The 20,408-nt window shown below is 41.2% G+C and carries 14 protein-coding genes; 7 read left to right on the forward strand and 7 right to left on the reverse strand.

All coding sequences use genetic code 11. The features are described 5' to 3' along the window. Positions 1 to 21 precede the first annotated feature (21 nt). Positions 22 to 3,915 carry an autotransporter assembly complex protein TamB gene (gene tamB, locus KO534_RS19165; protein ID WP_215932240.1) on the reverse strand — a complete coding sequence of 1,298 codons (3,894 nt, stop codon included), beginning with the start codon at positions 3,913 to 3,915 and terminating at the stop codon, positions 22 to 24. Then, on the reverse strand, positions 3,912 to 5,657 hold the full coding sequence (locus KO534_RS19170) for an autotransporter assembly complex protein TamA (RefSeq protein WP_252732281.1): 1,746 nt from the start codon (positions 5,655 to 5,657) through the stop codon (positions 3,912 to 3,914). The genes tamB and KO534_RS19170 overlap by 4 nt, the downstream gene beginning before the upstream one ends. Before the next feature lie 312 nt (positions 5,658 to 5,969). Here KO534_RS19170 and KO534_RS19175 point away from each other — a divergent pair, with 312 nt between their 5' ends. Continuing rightward, positions 5,970 to 6,740 (forward strand): SDR family NAD(P)-dependent oxidoreductase, encoded by a 771-nt coding sequence (locus KO534_RS19175; RefSeq protein WP_215932242.1) that lies wholly within the window; start codon positions 5,970 to 5,972, stop codon positions 6,738 to 6,740. 12 nt (positions 6,741 to 6,752) lie between these two features. Continuing rightward, on the forward strand, positions 6,753 to 7,622 hold the full coding sequence (locus KO534_RS19180; RefSeq protein WP_215932244.1) for an amidohydrolase family protein: 870 nt from the start codon (positions 6,753 to 6,755) through the stop codon (positions 7,620 to 7,622). Positions 7,623 to 7,632: 10 nt separating this feature from the next. Here the strand turns inward: KO534_RS19180 and KO534_RS19185 are convergent, their stop codons facing one another. Beyond that, on the reverse strand, positions 7,633 to 7,929 hold the full coding sequence (locus tag KO534_RS19185; RefSeq protein WP_215932777.1) for a YkgJ family cysteine cluster protein: 297 nt from the start codon (positions 7,927 to 7,929) through the stop codon (positions 7,633 to 7,635). 193 nt (positions 7,930 to 8,122) lie between these two features. Continuing rightward, entirely contained in the window at positions 8,123 to 8,740 is a 618-nt protein-coding gene (locus KO534_RS19190) for an outer membrane beta-barrel protein (RefSeq protein ID WP_215932246.1), read from the reverse strand. A 279-nt stretch (positions 8,741 to 9,019) separates the two neighbouring features. Between KO534_RS19190 and KO534_RS19195 the strand changes: the two genes are divergently transcribed. From KO534_RS19195 to KO534_RS19215, 5 genes are read left to right on the forward strand one after another with little or no spacing between them, the layout of a single operon-like run. Further along, entirely contained in the window at positions 9,020 to 9,430 is a 411-nt protein-coding gene (locus KO534_RS19195; RefSeq protein ID WP_215932249.1) for a hypothetical protein, read from the forward strand. 50 nt (positions 9,431 to 9,480) lie between these two features. Continuing rightward, complete coding sequence (locus KO534_RS19200; protein ID WP_215932251.1) at positions 9,481 to 10,599, forward strand: S-(hydroxymethyl)glutathione dehydrogenase/class III alcohol dehydrogenase; 1,119 nt, start codon at positions 9,481 to 9,483, stop codon at positions 10,597 to 10,599. After that, positions 10,599 to 11,474, forward strand: coding sequence for an S-formylglutathione hydrolase (fghA, locus tag KO534_RS19205; RefSeq protein WP_215932253.1), 876 nt, complete (start codon positions 10,599 to 10,601; stop codon positions 11,472 to 11,474). Before KO534_RS19200 ends, fghA begins: the two co-directional genes overlap by 1 nt. Then, the gene (locus KO534_RS19210) at positions 11,471 to 14,812 is read left to right on the forward strand and encodes an MHYT domain-containing protein (protein ID WP_215932255.1); all 3,342 of its coding nucleotides are present in this window, start codon (positions 11,471 to 11,473) and stop codon (positions 14,810 to 14,812) included. The genes fghA and KO534_RS19210 overlap by 4 nt, the downstream gene beginning before the upstream one ends. Positions 14,813 to 14,836: 24 nt before the next feature. Beyond that, complete coding sequence (locus tag KO534_RS19215; protein ID WP_215932257.1) at positions 14,837 to 15,823, forward strand: response regulator; 987 nt, start codon at positions 14,837 to 14,839, stop codon at positions 15,821 to 15,823. A gap of 15 nt (positions 15,824 to 15,838) precedes the next feature. Here KO534_RS19215 and KO534_RS19220 read toward each other — a convergent pair whose 3' ends face one another. The 3 genes from KO534_RS19220 to KO534_RS19230 are packed head-to-tail and all read right to left on the reverse strand — an operon-like array spanning position 15,839 to position 20,176. Further along, positions 15,839 to 17,020 (reverse strand): hypothetical protein, encoded by a 1,182-nt coding sequence (locus KO534_RS19220; protein WP_215932259.1) that lies wholly within the window; start codon positions 17,018 to 17,020, stop codon positions 15,839 to 15,841. Between the two features lie 51 nt (positions 17,021 to 17,071). Further along, positions 17,072 to 17,875: an outer membrane lipoprotein-sorting protein gene (locus tag KO534_RS19225; protein WP_215932261.1), complete on the reverse strand. Its 804-nt coding sequence runs from the start codon at positions 17,873 to 17,875 to the stop codon at positions 17,072 to 17,074. 3 nt (positions 17,876 to 17,878) lie between these two features. Then, positions 17,879 to 20,176: an efflux RND transporter permease subunit gene (locus tag KO534_RS19230; RefSeq protein WP_215932263.1), complete on the reverse strand. Its 2,298-nt coding sequence runs from the start codon at positions 20,174 to 20,176 to the stop codon at positions 17,879 to 17,881. Positions 20,177 to 20,408: the final 232 nt, after the last annotated feature.

The raw sequence follows: 20,408 nt of genomic DNA on the forward strand, positions 1-20,408 counted from the left end.
TTAGTCACTATACAAATTGGCTTAATCATTATCTTGTTGTTTGTCTTGATTACCCTCAATACTAAATTGATAGTAGATATCAATGGCATTGCTGACTCCACTTACCGCTTCAATATACAATTTGGGTAGTAGCTCATATCGAATTGCAACTTCAGAGATAGAGTCAAACACCCCCACTCCATATCGCAATTGAACGCCGGGGGCTATTGTGCCAGTTAACGATAATTGAGTCTCGTCTCCTTGACCTGTGGTATCTAGGTTCACGTCTTCGAAACCCAATTTATTGCCAACTTTACTTATGAGGTTTTCGCTTTGACCTAGACCCAAAGACAATAAAGCATTAGCAAGGATAGTATCTTGACTGTCGCCACTCGACTCTCCCATGCCTCTACCGGTGAACATATACGACAAAATTTGTTGCTGTTCCATCACAGGTTCAGAAAAGACGCTGATACTTGGATTTTGCGCCACACCTTCAACTCGCAAACCGGCAATAACATCGTCTGAGGTTAATTCAGGATCGCGAACCGCTTCAATATTCAAAAACGGCCTTTCAAGGGAGTTAGTAAATAAAATGTCTCCCTCACGTATAATCAAGTTTTGACCATATGCACGATAACGTCCGTTCACCAATTGCACTTCGCCACTGCCAAATATATCAGCCTTATTATTTTGCAACCTTAGCTGTCCACGCAAGTCTGTTGTTAAGCCAAAAGCATCCAGCTTGACGTTGTTGCTGCTAAGAGGATCCACTTTTAACAAAAGGTTAAGTGCCAGTCTTTGCTGAGTGGCCGTGCGCTGCGCTTGTTGTTCAACCAATATCACGTCTTTTGATGGTGAGATTGTATCTTTCGGTAGTTCGCGGACTTTTATCCGCGCATAAGGGACTGTCACCTCCCCTTTTAACTCTAAATTATTAGGTTCAAATATAATGCTAATATCGGGGCTAACACTTGCTTTGAGCATGCTCTGATAATCAAACTCCAATGCTTCCCCTACTATATTCAATTTACCTTTCAATTTCGGTGTCCAACTGATTTCACCGTCCATCTGACCTTGACCTTTACCAAGCTTATAACTGCCAGCAAAGTCAGCTTTTTGGCCTTGTAGTTTAATATTCTGTTGTATCGCACTGAGTGCAACAGGCAAGGTTTCATCCTTTAAAGCGCCATTGGCGAGATTTAATTCTCCAGTTAGTAAAGGCATTCCTAATGTACCGTCAATGTTCGCTTGGCCATTAATACTTCCTTGTAACACATCTAATTGTGGCAGCAGTGCTTTTAAAGCTGCTAGGTCAAGTCTTTCAATCATTAACTCACCTTGTATCGGCCTAGCCATTGGATCAGTGTATACGCCTGATTGCCCCTCTATGTTTGCGCTCAATGTGCCAACTTCGCTACCAGATACCTTGATGTTTGCCACAATGTTTTTGGGGGTGAGCTGCGCCTTGATTAAGGTTTCGTCTAGACTCAATTTGAGGTTGTTCTGTCTGCTGAACACCCAATCTGCGGCGCTTAATCTGGCACTTAAATCAACATTGGGTAAAGACTCACTATTCCAGTTACCTGTCATTTCCAAATTTAAGCGACTCTTAGTGTTAATGTCAGGAATTTCTGGCATTAAGCGACTGATAACAGAAAGTACGTCAAACTCTCGTAGTGACACATCCCAAGATAAAATATTGCTCTTAAATTCAGCCAATTTAACGCACAATTTGTTGTTGCTATGTTCCCAGCAATGGGGAGCAACAACGTAACTGTGGTTGCTCCAATCTGCAGAAATATCAAACGGCTTGGACAAAGCTAGATTCGCATAAGTTGTCTGCACATCACCCGTTAACCACTTGCCTTCCCAAGACGACTGCTTTAGTTGCCCTTGAATACCCAAGTTAACCTTGCTTTGCCCGTTAGTAGTGACATCTAGTTGATGTGCACTTGCATCCCCCTTTAACACCAACTGCGCACTGTCTAACTGGTTATTAATACCTTGAATACCGGTTAGCGCCAAGTTCACATCTACAGCCTTTCGCTGGTCCCATTTAATTGCACCTTTTCCTTCGACTTGCTTTACAAGCACTTCAGAAAACAGTAAATCTTTACCTGAAAGCTCATAGCTGAATTCAGGCTGTTCAAGCTTTCCCGTTAAACTCCCGAATACATTCAACGAACCGCCAAGTTGTGGCAGTGAGTTAGCTAACTCAGCAGCGTCTAAGGAAAGCTTAATATTAAGTTGTTGTTGCTCAGAGATCTTTCCGTCTAACAGCAAAGTATTGTCGGCATTTTTTAACGTCATTGCGTTTAATTGCAAACCACGGCTTTGATGGTAGTCAACGCTACCTGACATACTCAGTGGATAGCCTTGCCACTGTCCATCAATATTGAGTTTGCCTAACTTAGCCTTCCAAACCCCTTCTTTATTATCAAGCTGAGTCGATAATTCACCGTTGATATCCGCCACCAACTCTGGCCAAAAAATACTGGGGTCTAGGTGTTGTATGCGGGTTAAACCTTGCCAGTGAATATAATCAGTTACATTCAAACTTCCTTGACTTTGCAGCTGACCGCCTAAGGTTTCTAGCAACAGTTCATTTATCTCGAGTGCTTTTTGTTGAGCAGTTGCTATTGCATTAGCCTTTAGGTTGATGTGCGCATCTGGCACACCCTGCCCCGACAACCTTGTTTTTAGACTCATTTTAAGCGCACTGAGATCACCACTAATGGCTGCAGAGCCCGCATCAGACTTTACCTTAGGCTCTGTAAATAAAGGCCAAAATAGATGCTGCCAATCTACACGTAAGTCAAGGGGCAACAATGGCTTTGTTGGTTGCGCTGTGATTTCTACTTCTAACTTAGGAGTTTGAGTTTGTGAGCGACTTACGGCTGATTGGGATGATTCACGCAATTCAAGTTGAGTAGTGACTGAATTGATGTCGCCAGAAGATCGTAGAGTAAGATTTAAAGGCGGGTACTGCTGCAATAGGGCGTTGACATTGACAGATAATTGGTGAGCAAAATAACCATCTAACTGCACATTACCTTTGGCTGTTAATTGCCCAAACTCATGCTCTATCGATAACCCAAGCAATTGAATTTTCTTTGCGTTTCCTTTGGCTTGTAGCGTGACTTTGTTGAGTTGGACTTGTTCTTGGCCCGCTAACTGTATTTCGGAGTCAAACATATCAAGAGCCAACACATCAAAATGCAGCGGTAACACTATAGGTAGCGGCGAAATCCCTTGATACTGCCATGTTATCCAATCAAAAGCGTCGGCCTGGGAGGCCACTGGTTCGTCTTTTAAATCATATGTTTTTAAGTTAAACCCTTCTATCTGCAGCATTTCGATGCGAAGCCGCTGATAAAAATCCAGTTTAGCGGTTAAATTCTGCCAAGTGATGTCTGCGCGTTTTTGGCGCTCACCTTTAAACTCATCATGGACTGTTAACGAAAACTCACTGAGAGTGATATTCTTGACTGAAACGGGAAAAGGTAAAGTAAAGGTTGAGATATCGGACTCGAAATCATTCTCGGCTTGGTTTGATTGAACTTGAACCGCCATTTTGTCACTACTGACAGAGTCGATACACAGCCCTAATCTCAATAAGCAAGATAACTGCAACGATAAACGTAAATCAACGATCTCAACTTGGTTAAGATGTTGCTCCCATGTAACCGAAGACAGGGTTAATTCAGAGCCTAAGCCGCCGCTAGCATATTCGATAGTTAATTCATCAAGCATGTTATTGGCCGAATCAATCGCCACTTTGGCTCCCCAAGGAGTCAGCACAAACCCAACTAAAACACTCAACAGTATTATTATCGTTATGGCAAGTTTGACTGCAGTTTTGCCAACTGTACGACTAAAGCCGGATTTAACTTCTTGTTGATCCGAGTTTGGTTTATTAGAGACATCACTCATAGCGAAGGTCCCATGGAGATGTGTAAATACCGGGTACTTCCAAAATCGCTCTCACCTTTGGCTAAGTACAAACGAACCGGCCCAATAGGAGAGCTCCAAATGGCGCCCACCCCGATTCCAATGGCAGGATCTTCAAATAATTCGTCGTTGGCATTACCAGCATCTACAAAAGCAGCAGCTCGCCAGTTTTCGGCGACAGGGTACGAATATTCTAAACTAGCCACCGCTAAGTATTGCCCACCAATGAGTTCTCGCTCTCCATCAGAATCCAACTCGAATGGGGATAAGGTTTTGTAATCAAAGCCCCGCACACTTTGGTCTCCACCAGTAAAAAATCGTAAACTAGAGGGCACTTGACTAAAATCATTGGTGACTATCCCTCCAATTTCCGCACGCCATAAAAAACGATGTTCTTGAATACTTCTCACCCATTTAGTTGCGGCCGTTACTCTAACCATATTGATATCTGATAACAGTGACTCTGAAGCAAACTCTGTTGTGATACTTTGTTTATCCCCCCAATAGATATCTAGGCCGCCTCTACTGCGAAGCCTGCTTAAAGACAATCCTGGGGTAAGCAAACGTGTGGTTTGCTCAGACTCTAACCCTTGAATAAAGGTTTCCTGTTCAAGCCTAATAAAAGCGGAGCGTTGCCAATCTGAATTTTCAACTGTCCAATGTCGAGTGGCTGACACCGACCACTTATGGCTACTAGTATCATTATCATTTTGCGCTTGATAACCAGCCTGATAACTTAAGTAGTTTTGAATGGCATCTTCCAAGGGCACTCTATAATCCAAAGTTACATATTGTTCAGGAGATGACACGAACACTTCTGCACCAATCGAATGGCCACTAGCGTTTACCCATGGTCGTTTCCATTTTCCAGTAAAACGCGGGCCAACATCAGATGAGAACCCCACTCCCACGTCGAAATTATCTTTGGCTTTATGGGTTAATATCACTTGAACAGGCACAGCAGTATCAACCGCTTCTGCAACTAAAGGCCTAACAACTACTTGTCGAAAATATTGGGTTTGTTTAAGCCTTTGACTCAGTAATCCAAGTTGACTGGCTTGATATAAATCCCCGGCCTTAAATGGCGCAAGGTTTTTTATCAATTGTTGCGAGCGAACATCATTACCAAATCGCAATTCAGCAAATTTATATCGTTCACCAGTGTTAATCTGCAAACTAATATCTGCACTACGCGACGACTCAAACACTTTGATACTATTTTCTTCAAACTCAAAATCAAAGTACCCCAATGAAAGCGCTAAGCTTTGTAGGTCTTTTTTGGCATTTTCGTAAATTGAGTGCTCTAGAGGTTGTCCCTGCTTTAGCTTAATCGAACTAAGTAAAGATTGAATTTTACTGTCCTGTTCACCTTGCCCATTAAGGCGAATTGAAACCTCTCGTAAACGAGTAACGGCACCTAAGTCAATCAACATTTGCCAGTTTTTGTTGACGGTGCTAGGAGGGGTTATCGTTGTGGTTGTTTGGTAATAACCAAAGACTTGGGTTGCCGTTGAGACTTTTGATTGCAAACTTTCTTGGTATTGTGAAAACTGATAAATCGCACTAGGAACCTCTAAAGTTTCAATATGCGCTTTTACATTTTTTAAAATTCGGGGGTCTTCAAGCCCTTTAATGTCAATTTCTGCTGCATGCACTTTGCAGCACATAAGCAACATAATGATGAGTAGGTTCAGTGATTTTAACAATGGAATATTTAGTGACAAAACATCTCGCTTTTAACCTAGGCTGATATATAAAAACAAACGCCTAACCCCTCAAAATACATTGTGGCTATTCTACAATACGCCACTACAAGTGTATTGCACAAAATACCTACTTACCCTTACCTTTGGACCGATACTTCAGCTGTTTTCATAAAGATTGATCTAAGCAACTATTAGGTTAGTGTTAGCAAACCAAACATGAAACGCTGAGCTTTTCATTAACGAGTTGTTAACTAGTAATGGTATTATTTATGGTGATTGGCATAATCTTGCTTTACCCTTGTCTGATAAGTTAATTAAAAATAAGTTCACATGTTAACCCCTTCGACCCCACATAAGTTTGATAAACCAGTTTGTATTGTGACTGGCGGCAGCTATGGCATAGGTGATGCTGTTTGCGAAAAATTCAACTCGCAAAACTACCAGGTTATTAACCTAGACATACAAGCTAATCCAACACAATCTAAAGCGATAGTTTGGCTAAAGTGTGATGTCTCTGTTTCGACCGAAGTATCAACTAACATTCAAAATATTGTAGAGCAATACGGCAGAATAGATTGTTTGGTTTCAAATGCTGGTATGCATTTTTCTGCTAACATAGAAGACACCACTGAAGAAGAGTTTGAACGGGTATTTGGACTCAATGTAAAAGGTGCAATAGCCGCTACTAAAGCTGTACTACCACAAATGAAATCCCAGAAAAGTGGGGTGATTTTATATATGGCTTCCGACCAAGCACTAATTGCCAAACACAACTCATTTGTCTACAACATGAGTAAAGCGGCGTTGGCTTCAATGGCCAAAACCACTGCCTTGGATTATGCCAAATATCAGGTTAGATCTAATGCTATTTGCCCAGGCACTATAGAGACTCCGCTTTATCACAAAGCGATCAATAATTACGTTGCTCAATCTGGCGCCGACATTGACCAAGTACATGCCGAAGAAGCCGCTCTGCAGCCATTAGGGCGCCTCGGAAAAGCCGATGAAGTTGCCGCATTGGCGTATTTCTTAGCGTCAGACGCAGCGCAATTTATCACTGGCAGTTTGCAGGTGATTGATGGTGGTTATACCACACAGTAAGATTCAATAATTATGACGCAACCCTTGCTAAAAATAATCGATCCTCATCTGCATTTGTTCAATTTACAACAGGGCGGTTATCAGTGGTTAAAACCTCAAAACCCTCCTTTTTGGCCAGATAAAAACAAGATAAATAGAAGTTTTATAGAAACGGACCTTTGCTTACCTGTGCCAATGTACCTAGCTGGATTTGTCCACATTGAAGCTGGCTTTGATAACCAGCAACCCTGGCGAGAAATTGACTGGTTACAGCAGCACTGCACTTTGCCCTTTAGAAGTGTGGCCTTTGCAGACCTTACTACCAATATTTTTGGGGAACATCTGCGCCAATTGCAGCTACGCTCCTCAGTAGTAGGTATCCGACATATTCTCGATGAACAAGCCCATGCCACCCTTAGTTCTCATTTGATAGACCGACATTTTGCGCTATTGGCAGACACGAGCTTTAGTTTTGATGCTCAGTTATCATTGTTAGACACTCCGGCTTTGGAATTGTTAGTTGCACTGGCAAAGCGCCATAAATCGTTACGGATTATCGTCAATCACGGAGGTTGGCCTCCTTCTGATGCAGACAATAAAGCTCAAAAAAAATGGCTCACCAACCTACAAAAAATTGCCCAATGCGAGAACATAGCGATGAAATTATCTGGCTGGGAAATGTCAAATAGAGCGTGGCAACCTGAGCAAGTCGCAAAATTACTGCATCACTGTCTCTCTTGTTTTGGACATGAACGAATAATGTTAGCAAGCAATTTCCCGCTGTGTATCTTTTCGATGTCTTATGCTGATTTGTGGAACACTTACATGACTCTGCCCGACATTTGTGCCCAGAGCTTACAAAAAATAACTTTAGATAATGCAAAAATTTGGTATCAATTTTAGAAAGTTTTTACTACGAATTCGGATTTTTCTCTAATCGTTCATCAATACATTCGTAAGATCCCATCTCAAACTCTCGACATATCCAAGGACGATTTTCGTAAATCGTACACATAAAGGTGTCTCTATCCAAAGCCGAACACCAACCATCATCTAAGCGCAGCATAGTTTCACTGCCATTTTTATCTACGTGAATATGTTTTTTAGGTACCCCAATATCGCTAAAAAGCATCACTTCTAAGCGACAACAACATGCTTGACAGTTTGCGCAGGTGACTTCGGTGGAGGGGATAATTTTTACATCAATGATAACAAATAACTCTAATTTGACTGGTAACTAGGATACTCCAGACGCTCAACGTTGACGAGTTAACTACATCGGAACGTCTAAAATTACATCCTTGCGTTTGAAAGCTTATGAAAATTCATCGGAAATTGATAAATCACCAACAAGACACAACCCAATAACGCCATGTTTTAATCTACGGATGAACCAAAAGGTGTTAAAAATTATATCGTAAACCCACTGTAGCCGCTGCAGTTGATAAGTTGTCCTGCCCCTTGATATATTCTATTTCAGTGCGGATCATCGTTCTAGCACCTACAAAATAATCGAATCCTAAACCTATTACCCCAGCCACTCCACTTTCATCATAGTCACACAGCGTTGCTGCACCAAAGTCCGCGATTGCCAAGACGTTAGCTTTCCCAAACTCACACTCTCGCCCACCCGCTAAAAGTTGTTGGCCTCGGACGTCAGTTTTGAGCACCCCTAGGCGATAAAATAATTCTCCAGTACGACCTGAAGCTTTACCCAAAAAGGCAATAAATAAAGCATCACCTTGTTGTAAGTTTTCAGCATTAGTAACAGCGTTAGCAGTGGGCAATTCTGTAGAGTATAAACTGTCGTGGACCAGCAATTGATAACCCGCTTCTACGTACCACTGGGGCTCAAACTGGTAACCAAACGCGATTTTGTATCCAAGGCCTTTGTTAGAGTCTTGAATAAATTCAACATCTGAATAACCCACTGAAAATACAGAATAAAGATTATCTGCAGCTAAAGTTTGTATACTAACAATCCAGCTCAATACCAGTAAACAGATCTGCTTCTTTGCCACGCTAAAGTTCCATATTACACACTATGAAGGATACAATACTACATTCATGCTTAGCTGCAAGAGCGAGTGAACTTATATCTTGATACGGTTGTATAAATTTCCCTAAGTTCGAATGAACCACTATGAAAATATGATCAATTTTAACCTATAATCGCAGATCACAAATTGCGATTCGCTTAGACCCTGTTTAGTATAAGAGACTAGTAAGTTTTCACATATTGATAATAAACGAAAATCCATTAATCCCTACCATCAGTGAACACAAAACTGGAGTGTGATTTGTTCAACCATTGTTTTTTTAGAACCCTAGTCATTGGTATACTGCTTGGCGGTTGTGCTAGTAATCGACCACCAATCATGACAGATGAAAAGTTTGACTCACGAGTCACCGCAGAAGGTGTCACAGAATTTGTATACGGCATTTCTTGGCAAAACACCTCTAAAGAGTCTTTATTTCGCGATGGCCGTACCGAAATTGAGCGGCCCAAAAAAGATCAACGTTTTACTCAGCAATCACCGTCTAGAATAGCCATGCAAGCAAACAACCAAACCAAACTAGATTTGGAAGATCAAGCAGCTGAGGCATTGAAGAAAAGATTATCCAAAGAGCAACTTTGCGATAAAGGATATGAGATCAGCAATGTGATCTGGAAGGCCGACAGTATCCGATTACTCGGATTTTGTTTTTAAGCAAACTTGCACAATAGACACAAAATTTTAAAAAGTTAAGAGGACCAGCAATGAAAAGTATCAAAACTCGCGCCGCTGTTGCATGGGCTGCAGGCGAACCATTAAAAATTGAAGAAGTTGATTTAGCGCCGCCACAAAAAGGTGAAGTATTAGTGAGAATAGTGGCAACTGGCGTTTGCCATACTGATGCCTTTACCTTATCAGGCGAAGATCCCGAAGGTTTATTTCCGGCGATTTTAGGCCACGAAGGAGCAGGTATTGTTGAGGCAGTTGGCGAAGGTGTCTCACTGGTTGAAGTAGGTGACCATGTTATCCCCTTATACACCCCAGAATGCGGAGAATGTAAATTCTGTTTGTCTGGCAAAACTAATTTATGCCAAGCAATACGCAACACCCAAGGAAAAGGTGTGATGCCTGATGGAACAAGTCGCTTCTCTATCAATGGCCAACCCATTTATCACTATATGGGTACATCTACTTTTGCAGAGCATACCGTAGTGCCTGAAATTGCGTTAGCTAAAATCCCCAAAGAAGCTCCTCTAGAGAAGGTGTGCTTGTTAGGGTGTGGCGTGACTACTGGTATGGGAGCAGTGACTAATGCCGCCAAAGTACAACCGGGAGATACGGTAGCGGTGTTTGGTTTAGGCGGGATAGGTCTGTCTGTTTTGATTGGCGCGAAAATGGCCAATGCAGCAAGGATTATTGCCATTGATATCAATGAAGACAAATTTGAAATAGCCAAACAATTAGGCGCAACCGATGTGGTCAATCCTAAAAACTTCGATAAACCAATCCAAGAAGTCATTGTAGATATGACTGATGGTGGAGTCGATTATTCCTTTGAATGTATCGGCAATGTCAACGTAATGCGCTCAGCTTTAGAGTGTTGCCATAAAGGATGGGGCGAATCCATTATTATTGGTGTGGCAGGCTCTGGACAAGAAATATCCACTCGCCCATTCCAATTGGTAACAGGAAGAGTGTGGCGCGGCACAGCGTTTGGTGGCGTAAAAGGCCGCAGCCAATTGCCTGATTACGTGCAACGATATTTAGATGGCGAATTTGAATTAGACACATTTATTACCCACACCATGCCATTGGAAGATATTAATTCCGCTTTTGATTTGATGCATGAAGGCAAGTCTATTCGCACAGTGGTGAATTTTTAATGACAACTTCAACAGAAACAACTGGACTCGCGGAGCTTAGCGCCAATAAATGTTTTGGTGGTTGGCAAAAAAGATATAGCCATAAATCTAACGTACTAAAATGTGAAATGCAGTTTAGTGTTTTTATTCCGCCTATCACGGACCCTAACGAAAAACTACCTGCGTTGTACTGGCTAAGCGGACTTACCTGCACTGATGAAAATTTTGCAACCAAATCTGGTGCCCAAAGGATAGCGGCTGAGCTAGGGGTTATGTTAATCATGCCAGACACAAGCCCGAGAGGTGAACATATTCCCGACGCTGCGGATGGTGCTTATGATTTGGGTTTAGGTGCCGGATTCTACGTTAACGCTACCCAAGAGCCTTGGGCCGAACATTATCAAATGTATGACTACATAGTCGAAGAATTGCCTGCACTGATAAAAAAAGAGTTCAAGATAAAAGACAAATCGGCCATAGCAGGGCATTCAATGGGAGGCCATGGAGCGTTAACAATAGCCTTATCAAATATGAAGCAATATTGCTCAGTATCAGCATTTGCACCTATTGTTAATCCATCTGATTGCCAGTGGGGTCAAAAAGCCTTTAGTCATTACTTGGGTGAAAATCCGAAAGACTGGGAAGCCTACGATAGCTGCATGTTAATGCGCCAACAAGGTAAATTTTTGCATATTCCAATGTTAGTTGATCAAGGTTTAGATGATAACTTTTATCATACTCAGAAACTGACTAAACCATTAGAAGAGGTAGCGTTGGAATTGAGTTATAAGGCCGAATTTCGTTATCATGCAGGTTATGATCATAGCTACTTTTTCATTGCTAGCTATATTGAAAGCCACCTTAGATTTCACGCAGAGCATTTATCAAAACAATGATTTCAGCTATCACTGAGTGGTTTGATTACCCACAAGACAGTCTATTTTTAGTGGGAGAATATAACCTAGGAATGGTTGTTGTCTCCTTAGGCATTGCAATAATGGCTTCATTTGTGGCGTTTCAAGTGGCTGCTCAAGCCGCTAGAAGTTTGTCGCAATCAAGAAAACAGATATCCTTGTTGGTAGGCAGTATTACTCTTGGTGGCGGTGTTTGGTCGATGCATTTTATTGGGATGCTTGCCTTTCAATTATGCACCACAGTGTCTTACGGCTGGGGCTTAACCTTACTATCATTAATTCCCGCAATTGCTGCGTCTTGGGTAGCCCTGAATTTATTGGTGCGCCCCAAAGTCACTCCCCGTCAATTGATACTCGGTGGTGTATTGATGGGTTCTGGGGTAGGCACCATGCATTACATAGGTATGGCAGCAATGGAAATGGCGCCGCTGCTGCGATACGACCTAACCATGTTTGCGGTATCAATTGTTGTCGCTGTGGTATTGGCGATATTGTCATTGTGGATCCGCTTTGGTTTAACCCATAATTTACGAATCAATTTCCCTAAGTTAGTGACCAACTCACTAGCCAGTATTGTCATGGGTTTTGCCATAGCAGGAATGCACTATACAGGTATGGCTGCGGCACGTTTTGTTATGCCTGAAGGCCTTGAGCCTTTAGAGCAACCCAGCGAAATATCGATGTATTTAGCGTTTACCGTTACCTTCATTACGGTAGTGATTACAATGTTAGTTTTGGCGCTTAATGTGGTGTTTCGTTATAAGAACATTTCTGCAAAAGCTAAATTAAATGAACAAAGACTTATTGCCACCATGGATACCGCCATTGACGCCATAGTCACCATCGAAGAATCTGGCATAGTCACAGGTGTGAATAAGGCAGTAGAATCCTTGCTCGGCTGGACAGCAGATGAAATTATCGGACAAAACGTCAAAGTGTTGGTTCCTGAAGCAGTCAAACCTAACCACGACAATTTTATCAAACAATATCTTCTAACTAGAAACGCCAGCATTATTGGTAAAGGCCGAGACGTAGAAGCGTTGACTAAAGACGGCCTACTTATTCCAGTTCGCTTAGCCATTGGACACGCAGAATTTAACGGTAGACATTTATTTGTTGGTTTTATTTCTGACCTAAGAGCAAGAATAGAAATGGAAACAGCGCTTCGAGACAACGAGGCAAAAATTCGCTCACTTATGAGTAATATTCCAGGCATTGTTTACCGAGCAATTAACACCGAAGGGTGGCCACACATTTTTATCAGTGACGAAGTCGAAAATGTTACGGGTTATCCCGCAGACGAGTTTGTTCTACCTAATCCAAGTAGGCATTTGGCAGATTTTATCCATCCTGAGGATATTGAATTAATAGAACAGACCGACCTAACCTCTCCAGACGGTTTTGTTATGGAATTTCGCCTTATTGATCGTTTTGGCCAAACAAAGTGGATGTTAGGCCACGGCAGAATAATAAAAAGCACAAACAGTAACGAAGAATTCATGGATGGCTTTATTATGGATATTAGCCAGCGCAAAAAAATGGAAGAGGCTTTGGTCATCGAAAAAGACATTGCTGAACAAGCCGTTGCGACCCGCTCAGCCTTTCTAGCCAACATGAGTCATGAAATTCGTACACCGATGAATGCGATTATTGGTTTCAGCGATATATTGCTTGATAGCCAATTAGATAAAGACCAATACAAACATTTAAATACTATTAATCAGTCAGCTAAGTCGTTGATGCATATACTCAATGATATTTTAGACAGCGCGAAATTAGAAAAGGGCAAATTCCAATTAGAGTACCGAGACTTTTCGTTAGTTGAAGAAATAGACGCGGTTGTTTCAACCTTATGGTTGTTAGCTCAAGAGAAAAATGTGCCAATCAAACTAAATATCGATCCTAATATTGGGGGCTATTACAATGGCGTACCTGACAGGCTCAGGCAAGTACTCACCAATTTATTGGGCAACGCGGTTAAATTCACTCATTCTGGTGAGATAGTGATAACAGTAACCGAGGTTACCCCACAAAAATTTAAGTTTGTAATCAAAGACTCGGGGATTGGTATGACCCCAGAACAAATAGAATCTGTGTTTGACGCATTTACTCAAGCCGATGAATCTATGAGTAGGCGTTTTGGCGGTACCGGACTGGGCACCACCATTAGTAAACAACTTGTAGAGCTAATGGGGGGCAAAATTGACGTCGAGAGTGAGCTAGGCAAAGGATCTAGTTTTAGTTTTGAAATCCCATTAAAAAGGATTACTGATGTAGAAAAGCAACCAGAACTGGTTCCGCAACAAACCCCATTGCCGCCACTAACAGTGCTAGTAGTTGATGATATTGAGCAAAATATCGAACTTCTAAGTATTATTCTAAAGCGTGATGGTCACACTATTTGCACGGCCCGTGATGGCGAACAAGCCTTGGAAAGAATGAAATCTGAGCGTTATGACATTGTGCTTATGGACATCCAAATGCCAGTGCTTGACGGTCTAAGTGCCGCCAAAGCCCGCAGAAAATTTGAACAAGAAACCTCGGCAGTACGCTTGCCAATCATTGCCCTTACTGCCAGTGTGTTAGAGGAAGATAAATTATCGGCCGAACTAGCGGGTATGGAAGGGTTTGCTAATAAACCAGTGAACATCGCGCAGTTAAGACATGAAATAGCCAGAGTACTTAACTTAAACAACCATGAAAATTCTGAGGTTAAACCTACAGCAACGGTTAATATCAGCATAGACACCGATACCGGTATTGCGCTATGGGGTTCAAAAACCACACATTACAATGAATTAAACCTCTTCATGCAAACATCGACAGTTGATATCGAAAAGTTACACGGTTTCCTAATAGAAAGTGATTGGCCTAATATTGCGCAAAAAGCCCATGGGCTAAAAGGTTTGTCTGGCAATTTAGCGCTGCCAATTTTACATGAACTATTCACTACTTTGGAACGAAACTGCAGCCAACAAAACAGTCACGAATGCGAAATAACGATACAAAAAATAAAACAAGAATTGACTATCGTGGCGGCGTCTTTATCGAACTCAGCGACACAAGTAGCAGAGAAAAAGAATCCCCCAGACACTAAGATAACCAAACAGATATTACTGCAAATGCTGGAAACCTTAGAGCAACACGCTTCTCATAATAAGTTTGATGATGAATTGTTAGACACCTTGGCTACAATAGATTTAGTGGGTAACCAACAAATTCATGCAATTATTTCGGCATTTAATAACTTTGAATTTGAACAAGCTTTAACAATGCTTCAAGACCTCAGAACCCATTTGACAAACGCGGATAGTCAATAACAGTAAATTTACGAGTAGTGCAAAATGATAGATAGTCGCCCCAAAATATTAATTGTAGATGACGAGCCCGCAAACCTAAGGGTGTTGAATCAAACCTTAAACGATAAGTATCGTCTAACTTTTGCTAAAAGTGGTAAAGAAGCCTTAAGGCTAGTAGATAGCGAACAACCAGATTTAGTATTGCTCGATGTTATGATGCCTGAAATGACAGGTTACCAAGTCTGCGAAACACTAAAAAGCCAAGCGTTAACAAGAGCCATACCTGTGATTTTTGTTTCTGCATTGAGCGATAGTACAGATGAAACCAAAGGTTTTAGTGTTGGCGCAGTTGATTATATTACCAAACCAATATCACCAGCCGTAGTAAAAGCTAGGGTACAAACGCATCTATCTCTAGTTGATGCTGAAGAACTAAGACGCACACGATTACAAGTAATACAGCGCTTAGGACGAGCCTCTGAATACAAAGATAACGAAACTGGTATGCATGTAATGCGCATGAGTCACTTTTCCAAAGTCATTGCCCTCGCCTATGGTTTTACCGAAGCAGACGCCGACAACCTATTACACGCTGCACCTATGCATGATATTGGAAAAATCGGCATTCCGGATAGCATTATGTTAAAACCCGGAAAATTAACTGACGAAGAATTTTCGATAATGAAGAAACATCCGGAAATTGGCGCTGAAATACTTGGCGAATCCGACTCTGATTTAATCGAATTAGCCAAATTGGTCGCCATGACTCATCATGAAAAATGGGATGGCTCTGGCTACCCTAAACAATTGAAAGGTAACAACATCCCAATTGAAGGAAGAATTGTCGCCCTAGCAGACGTGTTTGATGCCTTAACGAGTAAACGCCCCTATAAAGAAGCATGGTCGATTGAAAAAACTATGGGATTCATTCAGGAGCAAAAAGGGCTACATTTTGATCCTGAACTAGTCGATTTATTCCAACAACAACTTCCAGCGATATTAGAGATAAAAGCGCGTTGGCAAGATGATTGAGCAAAGAACACTATCCTAAAAGTAATACTCTAAGCTTAATTGAACATAATCATCTCGGCGTAACATAAAACTGGGTTCAGCAGGTTCATCACTAGAAAACATCCAGGCGTCGACACGCCACTTCCAGTGATCATTAATCCTACTCGACGCTTCGATAAAGCCCGACCTGACATTTGAATAATCTAGGTCTTGCACCACGCCAGCTAAAATTTGAGTGCCGTCAATATCGTTAAACACGAGTCGAGTGCCAAGCATCAAATCATTTTGTGAAATAACATTAGTGATATCTTCTCGACCATCATATTGGTATTCCATTAACCAATTAATATCATAAACACTATCAAACAAGCCAATAAACGAATACTCAAAGCCCCCAACAAAGGCGGTATAGTCTTGATCTAATACTTTACGTTGAATACCTTCAAATTTAACTATCCAGTCACCCAACAAGGCTAATACATCTATACCAGCTTGTTGTAATTGCGGATAAAACGGGCGCAAGCTTGGCTCTGAGGTTTCATTGTTTAGCACGAAATCAGGCTCCCTTGAGGTACCATCAAAGTAAGACAAACCTACTTCCCAATCGCCCAAAGTATGTTGCCACCTCAAAGCCCAATCGAGGTTTTTTTCTTCGTCTGGTGATTCAAAAATGGGGTTGTCAGTATCTACTGGCAAAGCAGCCCTGAATCTGCCGTCTTCGCCTGAAAACGTACGTTCTCTGAAATAAGGCAATACAAAAACTGTGGTATTTCCCCAATCTTTAAATAGAGAAAAGGTTGCCATGGGTTGACCTAATTTGTCTTCGCCATCAATGGCTTCTATGGCATCGGTTTGATTAATTATATCTACTAAATGCAATGATTCAGCTTGGCCCCAAAATACCTTGCCTATTCCCGCCTGGACTTCCCATTCGTCACCACTATGTGTCCATTTAAATTCACGAATATCACCGTGGGTTCGTTCTTCATCCTGCTGATCAACCCGGTAAAAACCTTTAAACACTATGCTGTCATTACCATCGTTAAATGAGGTATAGGCCTGGGGAGCAAAATATACTGACAAATTTGCTCTTTCATGCTGAGAGTAAAGTGCATCTTGGAAAAAGTAGCGCTGTTCGACAGCCGCGTTGCCTGTGTATTCAATATCAGCGAACACACACGTTGGCAAAAGTGCAATAACTGGGAGCAATCTCTTCAATGTGGATCCTTTAAAAATTTTCATTAGCCATTTTCAATATCATAGTGTTTATTATCGAACATTCTTCAAAGTCCCCTTATTGAAATCGTTGTCGGTTAAACCTGTATCAAAATTCAATTCGTGGGTAATAAGTTCGGTACTTTTACCATTTTGTTCATTAAACATTTCAACTCGCATGGGACGCCAATATTTGTCTAAATACAAAGCAAAATCTAGATTAACAAGCTCTTTAAGTAAACTTCCTTTGCGGTCGTAAAATTCAATTTTTAAGGCTCTGTAGTGTTCTTTGTCGACCCAAACGATTTGTTTTGAATAACCAGAGTTTTTGTCTGTAGGCACTTGCTCTAACACAAAACTCGCTTGTCCCTCATAAGTCTCATCCCTTAGATATTTAAATTCATATTTTTCAATCTCAAAAGAACTCATGTCTTCAAAGGCAAACTCACTTCCCATAAACGGACCTGATTTATTTCGAGAGCGTATGCGTTTTACTTTGCTTAATTTAGGTAAATACATCCATTGGTCGTCTGGTTCGCTGGCATGAGTGAAATTTAAGAATACTGTGCCTTTTACATCTAATGGCTGGTCAAAGATAGTCATACCTTTGTCACCATCATCGACTAACTCTAAAGATTTCAAGCGCATTTTACGCTCAACTTCATCTCCTTGAGCATTGCGTAAAATCATACTCATATTACCGGTACTGTCTCCCCAGCCCTGATCTCTTAATTTACGTTCTTTTGCTATTTCTAAGCCCTTTTCTTGCGGAGACTGGGCATAACTACTCACAGAATAGGTTAAAAGTGCGAAAACTAATGTAAATATTGTAGAGGAAGAAAGAAGATTTTTATTCATGGGTCAACTCCTGGAGATATTTTTTCTATCAAAGGTCATTAAAAATGGCGGTAAAAACAAGAAATCGACCGCCAAGGCAACCACAATAATAATACTGGTTAACATGCCCATTTCTGAATTTAACGCAAATGGTGACAGCATCAGAATGGAAAATCCAGTCGCTAACACTAAAGTAGTTATCCATAACGCCCTGCCTACACTTGCAAAGGCATATCGTACACTTTGTTCTGCGTCTTTACCGTTTACTCGAGCATGACGGTATTTACTCAGAAAATGCACAGTATCATCGACAATAATCCCTAATGTCATGCTAAGTACGATAGAAAGCCCGAGATTGACTTCGCCAGAATAAATCCCCCAAATTCCAAAACCAATACCAGCAGGTAATAAGTTAGGCAACAGGCTTATTACACCCATCTTAAAAGATCTAAGAGCAAAGACCAAAAGGCCAGATATCAGCACCAATGCCACCACTGTTCCTTCTAACATGCTCGCCATGTTCGCCTCACCTATGTGAGCAAACATTAAACCAGGGCTTGCCGCGGTCAATTTTAAATCAGGCGCATTTGTTTTAAACCATTGTTGCGCTTTGCTTTCAAGGGCGGTGAGTTCTTTACTACCCACATTTTTGACCATAGTCATAACACGGGTTGCCGATTTGTTCATGTCGAGTTGGTTTGTCAAATCCAAACCGTATGGCAGCGACATTTCGTACAACAGTAAATATTGCGCTGCCAGTTCTCTATCGTCTGGAATCCGATAATACTTAGCATCATCAGCATGCATATTTTTGTTCAGACGTTTAAAGGTATCAGTAATAGTTGAAACGTGGTCAATTTCAGGTTGTGCTCTAAGCCATTGGCTGAACGCTTCTATGCGCTGCAGCGTTTGTGGTTTGTTAATACCAGAATCTTCACCAGTAAATACCGTGAAATCCAAATTAGTCATACCGCTGAGGTGTTGTTGTTGAAAATCGGTGGACTGTCTAAATTCTGTGCTTTTATCAAAATAAGCGGTTGGCACATCATTTAAGTGGTTTTTGAATGAGAAACCAATCGCGATTACCGTAACCAATAACGTATAAGGTAAAATTCTCTTATAGTGCGTGATCACCCATTCACCAAACTTCTCGGTAAAACTCAACTGAGTGTTGGAGAGCTGTATAGGTGGAGCTTTTATAGGGAGAACCATCACTAACGCTGGCAATATCGTTAGCGAAAAGATACAGGCAAATATAACTCCTAATGCAGTTAAATTACCCAAATCTGCCAAAATTGGCACAGCTGAAAAGTTGAGGGTTAAGAAGCCAACTCCGGTTGTAGCGCTGGTAATGAAAATAGGCATTTTGTTAAGTGAAATACTGTAGAGCAACGCTTGTTTTTTATCTTTACCTTGGCGCATTTCGTACAACATAGTCGAAATCACATGAATACAGTCAGCAACAGCAAGTGTCATAACCATAGTAGGTACATTCACAGTAGCAGTGCTCATAAACATGCCAAACCAACCAGCGACTCCCATAGTTGCGGCTATGCTGGTCGCGATTACCACAATAGTAGAAAACGTCCCAACCGCTGTTTTTAACAATAACCACATGATGATAATAACAGTCAAAAACATCAGAGGAACAATAGTGACAAAATCTCGCTCAGCAAATGTTGCGAAAGAGTAATTCATCAATACTACGCCAGTATGATAAAAATCATGTTCTGGATATTTAACTTTGAACTCATCAGTTAACGCTTTAACTGACTGGGTGACCAAATTAACATCCGCGGTTTGGTCCCCATCAGGAAGGTTAACTGACACGTTAATTACCGTGACATCGCCATTAGGTGAAACAATACGATTGACTAAATTCGGCTCACTTAACGCTATATTCCGAACATCAGCAAACTTTTGTTCATCAAGATCCGCCAAGTCGTATACTAAATCCTCCACTATCATGTCGTCGTCTTCAGCCCAGGTATGCTGGAAGTTGGTTAACGAATCCACGCGAATAGACAAAGGAGTTTGTTCCGCTTCTTTGGTCATTTCATGGACCAAAGATAAGGTTTGCAAATTGAAAACATCCCCTGATTTAGGGGCAATAATAATGCTAGCACCGTCATTTTTGCTAAAAGTGTTTTGCATCTGCTCGAAGGCCATTCTTTGCGGATTGGACTCTTCAAAGAACACTTTATAGTCACCACGAAAATACAAATTTTTGGCACCAAAGGCAGTGGCGAAAATAAGCAAAAATCCAATAATAAGAACCGTTTTTGGTCGGTTAATCGCAAAGTCTAGCCAAGTGTTTTTCACTTATTCATCCAACCTCATTTTTCCAATTTAATAATCTACAGCTTTTATGGTTATTGCACACAAAATTCACCACTGTGAGGATAGCATGTTAGCCATAAACTCAATGCCTAATTACGCATATCGGCCTTATAAAGATTACTTTTCAACCACCTCAAAACGAATTCTTTTCAACTATTTTTAAAAATTATTAGGTTTTAACTAATAATTGAGATTACTAACTATACCATTGATA

It is taken from the genome of Paraglaciecola arctica, assembly GCF_018861065.1.
Classification (GTDB): Bacteria; Pseudomonadota; Gammaproteobacteria; order Enterobacterales; family Alteromonadaceae; genus Paraglaciecola; species Paraglaciecola arctica_B.

What these genes read in the sequence shown, in the direction of transcription:
- KO534_RS19180 (WP_215932244.1), top strand. Translation starts at nt 6,753, where the DNA reads ATGACGCAACCCTTGCTAAAAATAATCGATCCTCATCTGCATTTGTTC.
- KO534_RS19175 (WP_215932242.1), top strand. Translation starts at nt 5,970, where the DNA reads ATGTTAACCCCTTCGACCCCACATAAGTTTGATAAACCAGTTTGTATT.
- KO534_RS19215 (WP_215932257.1), top strand. Translation starts at nt 14,837, where the DNA reads ATGATAGATAGTCGCCCCAAAATATTAATTGTAGATGACGAGCCCGCA.
- KO534_RS19225 (WP_215932261.1), bottom strand. Translation starts at nt 17,875, where the DNA reads ATGAATAAAAATCTTCTTTCTTCCTCTACAATATTTACATTAGTTTTC.
- KO534_RS19210 (WP_215932255.1), top strand. Translation starts at nt 11,471, where the DNA reads ATGATTTCAGCTATCACTGAGTGGTTTGATTACCCACAAGACAGTCTA.
- fghA (WP_215932253.1), top strand. Translation starts at nt 10,599, where the DNA reads ATGACAACTTCAACAGAAACAACTGGACTCGCGGAGCTTAGCGCCAAT.
- tamB (WP_215932240.1), bottom strand. Translation starts at nt 3,915, where the DNA reads ATGAGTGATGTCTCTAATAAACCAAACTCGGATCAACAAGAAGTTAAA.
- KO534_RS19200 (WP_215932251.1), top strand. Translation starts at nt 9,481, where the DNA reads ATGAAAAGTATCAAAACTCGCGCCGCTGTTGCATGGGCTGCAGGCGAA.